Below are 3,780 nucleotides of genomic sequence, written 5' to 3' on the forward strand. Positions count from 1 at the left end.
GAAATTTTATCCGTTTTTATATACGAACATTATATAATTATCAAAATTTTTTCCAAGGAGAGAGGATGAAAAAGCTCGCTACGATACTTGCGCTGCTCTGTGCGGCGGCGTTTGCCAAGGAGTATGAGTATATGGTGCAAAGCATGAGCTACGGCTCACTCGGGCAGCGCAAGGAGAGCACGCATCTAAGCTACGACGCGGCGGCGCGCAAGCTAGAGCAGGTAAGAGATACGAACTCCTCGGACGGCCTAGGCTCTAGCTACAAAGAGATCAGCTACTTTGACGAAAAGGGGGGAATGGTTAAATTTGAAGTATTTATCCTCAATCTTAAAAGCGGCAAGTGGAAAAAAATAGAAGACTACACGGAAAGCGTAAAGGGTAACGTCACGACGCGCGAGAGCAATTCGATAGCGGATGACGGCACGCGCAATGCGAGCAAAACCGTCTCCAGCTACGACGGCAACGCGACCAAAGATGTGCGATATAAGCTCACAAAGGGCAAATGGCAGAAAGAGAGCATGAATAGATCCGTAAAAAACGCGTGGGATAAGGAGGAGCTTACGATAAGCTTCAAATGGGACGGCAAGAGCTGGCAGCCCAAAGATAAAACCGAAATTTTCTACGACGGCTCAGGAGAGATGAGCGGATACGTGAGCTACGAGTTTGTAAACGGCGCGTGGCAAAACAGCGAGCGAGAGATGCTTAACGGCGATAGAAACGGCAGCTACGAGCAGATCCGCAGCACCTTTAAGGACGGCGCGTGGCAAAACGCGACGATGAGTAAGCATGAGCTTGACGCCGCGAGGGGCGAGGAGGTCGTTACGAGCTTCATCTGGAACGACGAGAAGGGCGCGTGGGATAATATGAGCAAACAAACCGCTATCAAGAAGGGCGCGGATCTTAATATGACCTCTTATTTGTGGGATGAGCAGCTTAAAGATTGGGTCAAAAGCTACTCAAACGGCGAAATTTACGACAAATCGGGCGAGCGCCCGCTCGAGCAAAGCTACGAATCAAATTCCAGCAGCGGCAAATACGTCTATAGCTATGACGAGCGCGGCAGCAATACGGCGATGGATATCTACAAGCTTGATGCGAGCGGCAAATGGGTGCAAACGGGGCGCTCGGAGGCTACTTACGATACCCAAATCCCGGCAGATAGCGTGGGGCACGGAGCCGCGCTGATGATGTTTGAGATGCCTAGCGCCTACGCGATAACGAGCTTTAAGGAATTTAAGCTTAAAGACGGTAAACCCGAGCTCATAACGGAGCAGACGTGGAAATACAAAAAGATAAAGTAGCGTTTGAAGATGCACAGGTAAAATTTCGCGGCTAAATTTTATCTGCGCGGCCTTACGCGAACGTCGCGGTTAAATTTAGCGGACGTAGCAATATTCGTGCGAGTGCCGCGGTTAAAATTTAGCGGCATAGCGGTATTTATGCGAGAGTCGCGATTAAATTTAGCTAGCGCGGATGTTTCGTGTGCCGCGTAAATTTTAAAATTTAAATCCTACGCCATCCTACGCCGCGGCAGGTCCGCACGCAGCGACGACAAAAGAAAAGGTTGAAAAATGGTTTTAATCAGAGCGGCAAGAGCGGCTATTCCGGCTTTATTTCGGCGAGTATCTGTTTCGGCGCCGTAGAGGCGCAAGATCACGGTGCGGCGAGCGAGCAAAAACAGACGATAGGGGGCGGCGGGAGAGAGGATCTGGCGCCCGCAGGCAAGCAAAGTAGCGAAATAAGCGCAACAAAGCACGCAGACGAGCAAGGCGACGAGGCGCAAAATTTTAAAATCAAAAGGCGCTATTTTCGCAGCTGTTCGTGCCTGCATAAACAAAAATCAAAGGAGCCCGCCCGCCTCTACGATGAAATTTCGCAAGAGCAGGCCGAAAGATCGGCGGCCTATTTCATCGGCTATTTCAAAGAGGGCAAGCTAAGTCGCTATGAGAAAATTTACAAAGGCAAGAGAATTTTTTCGAGCGAGGATATAAAGCGATAGACGCGATTTAAAATTCAGATAAAAGGAGCGGTCATCAGAGGTGTTTTTAAAATTTTGCCCGAGGGCGCGGTAGATTTTGTAGCGCTAAATTTAAAGGCGCGAGCGATTGTTTCGGCGGGTGCTTTTGAGGCGCAGGCGGCGGTTTTAGCAGACAAGCTTCGAGCGCGAGCGGCAGTTTTAGCAGGCTCTATTTTAGCGGCGACATTAGTTCTCGCGATGCCTGCGGGCGCGACCGAGACGGGTGCGGCGGCGAATAAAATTTGCCTGCAAAAGACGAGCTATAAAACAGAGGGCGGCGCCGTGCCGCGCTACGAATATGAAGTAAGCCAAAACTACGACGCCAAAACCCGCCGCCTAGAAAAAATCTATAAAAAAAGCAGCGAAGAGGGAGTGTCCGTATCGAAAAGCTTTAGCAAATTTGACGAAAGCGGCGAGCGCGAGATCGAAAATATCGAATACGACTGGGACGCGAATACAAACAAATTTCGCGAAACGGCGATAAGCAAACAGGAGATCGCAAAGGACGGCTCGAAAATTTATTTTAGTCTGCAAAAGGACGGCAAGCCATACGAGGGTGAAAAAGCCGTTGAAAAGCGCGAGGGCAAAACGGAAATTTTACAAAATTTCACGCTAAAAAAGGGCAGATGGACGCCGACGCACCTTACAAAAAGGATTGTCGATGAAAGCGACAGAAATAATTTCGTAGCGACCTATGAATGGAACGCCAAAGCGAAGAAATGGGTGCCGTACGAAAAATCGATATATCACTACAACGGCGACGTTTACGCGGGCTACGAAGGCTACGCATGGCGCGGCAAATGGGTACCGCTTACAAAACATACCGTCTTTACGGCGGCGGACGGGACGCGCAGCGAGATAAATTTTGCGTGGCGCGACGGCGCCTGGGGGCGCGATGAAAAGATCTTGCGCAAGATCGAGCCTAAGTATAGGCGCTTTAGCGAGCTAAGATCGCGCTGGGACGCCGCAAAAAACGAGTGGAGGGAGTACTACAAAAACGTGCACGAGGAGACCGAGGAGAGCAGGCCTCTACGCGAGCAAACCGTGCTTTGGCGCGAGGAGTCGCAGCGCTGGGAGGTCGTGTTTGAAAACGAGTTTGGCTATGATGCGCGCGGCAATGTGATAAAAAATCGCACGGCCTCCGACGGCAAGCAGTACGAGTATATCTACGACTACGACGAGGCGGGCAACAACATCTCGATCACCCTGCGCGAGCCTGATGAGAGCGGCAAATGGCACGAGACGCAAAGGACGCAAAACGTCTTTGAGCCTGAAATTTTAGCGCACGACGTCCTGGATCGCGGCTTCGTCGGCGACTACATAGCTACGGGCGAAAACGCGATCAAAAGCAGCAAGCAGTATTTTCTAAAGGACGGCGAATTTAAGCTAAACGAAACTCGCGAGTGGGTTTACGGAAAGTGCGAGCCGCAATAAAATTTAAAAAGCCTCATGAACGAGCCTTATATCGTTAAAATTTCAGATAGCGACACGATGATGTTCGGCTGCGAAGCGGATGAGCGGGTGCGCGAATTTACCGCCAAATTTGACGGCCGGGAGTACGAAAGCGAGTTTGAGCGGACCAGCTATCTGCTCGGCACGGACATTTTTATCGAGATTGCGAGCGAGGAGAGCTTAAATGAAGGCTCCTTACGCGCTCAAATTTTAAACGAGAAGGCCTTGGGCGCTGACGGCGGCACGACGTTTTTAAGCCTGTGCGAATGGGACGGCAAGGGGCATTCGCGCGAGCGATGAAATTTTACGCG

At 50.7% G+C, this 3,780-nt stretch carries 4 protein-coding genes; all 4 read left to right on the forward strand.

Annotated elements, in window-relative coordinates; translation table 11 throughout:
* Positions 1-65: 65 nt before the first annotated feature.
* The 4 genes from Q0117_RS02305 to Q0117_RS02320 all read left to right on the forward strand — a co-directional run bounded on the left by Q0117_RS02305 (position 66) and on the right by Q0117_RS02320 (position 3,769).
* Complete coding sequence (locus Q0117_RS02305) at positions 66-1,301, forward strand: hypothetical protein (RefSeq protein ID WP_297921976.1); 1,236 nt, start codon at positions 66-68, stop codon at positions 1,299-1,301.
* 263 nt (positions 1,302-1,564) lie between these two features.
* Positions 1,565-1,999, forward strand: coding sequence for a hypothetical protein (locus Q0117_RS02310; RefSeq protein ID WP_297921979.1), 435 nt, complete (start codon positions 1,565-1,567; stop codon positions 1,997-1,999).
* A gap of 54 nt (positions 2,000-2,053) precedes the next feature.
* A complete protein-coding gene (locus Q0117_RS02315) occupies positions 2,054-3,451 on the forward strand; it encodes a hypothetical protein (RefSeq protein ID WP_297921982.1) in 1,398 nt (465 codons plus the stop codon).
* Between the two features lie 15 nt (positions 3,452-3,466).
* Positions 3,467-3,769: a hypothetical protein gene (locus Q0117_RS02320; protein ID WP_297921985.1), complete on the forward strand. Its 303-nt coding sequence runs from the start codon at positions 3,467-3,469 to the stop codon at positions 3,767-3,769.
* The last annotated feature ends 11 nt before the right edge of the window (positions 3,770-3,780 follow it).

Origin of the sequence: uncultured Campylobacter sp. (assembly GCF_937997535.1) — a bacterium.
In the GTDB taxonomy this organism is placed as follows: Bacteria; Campylobacterota; Campylobacteria; order Campylobacterales; family Campylobacteraceae; genus Campylobacter_B.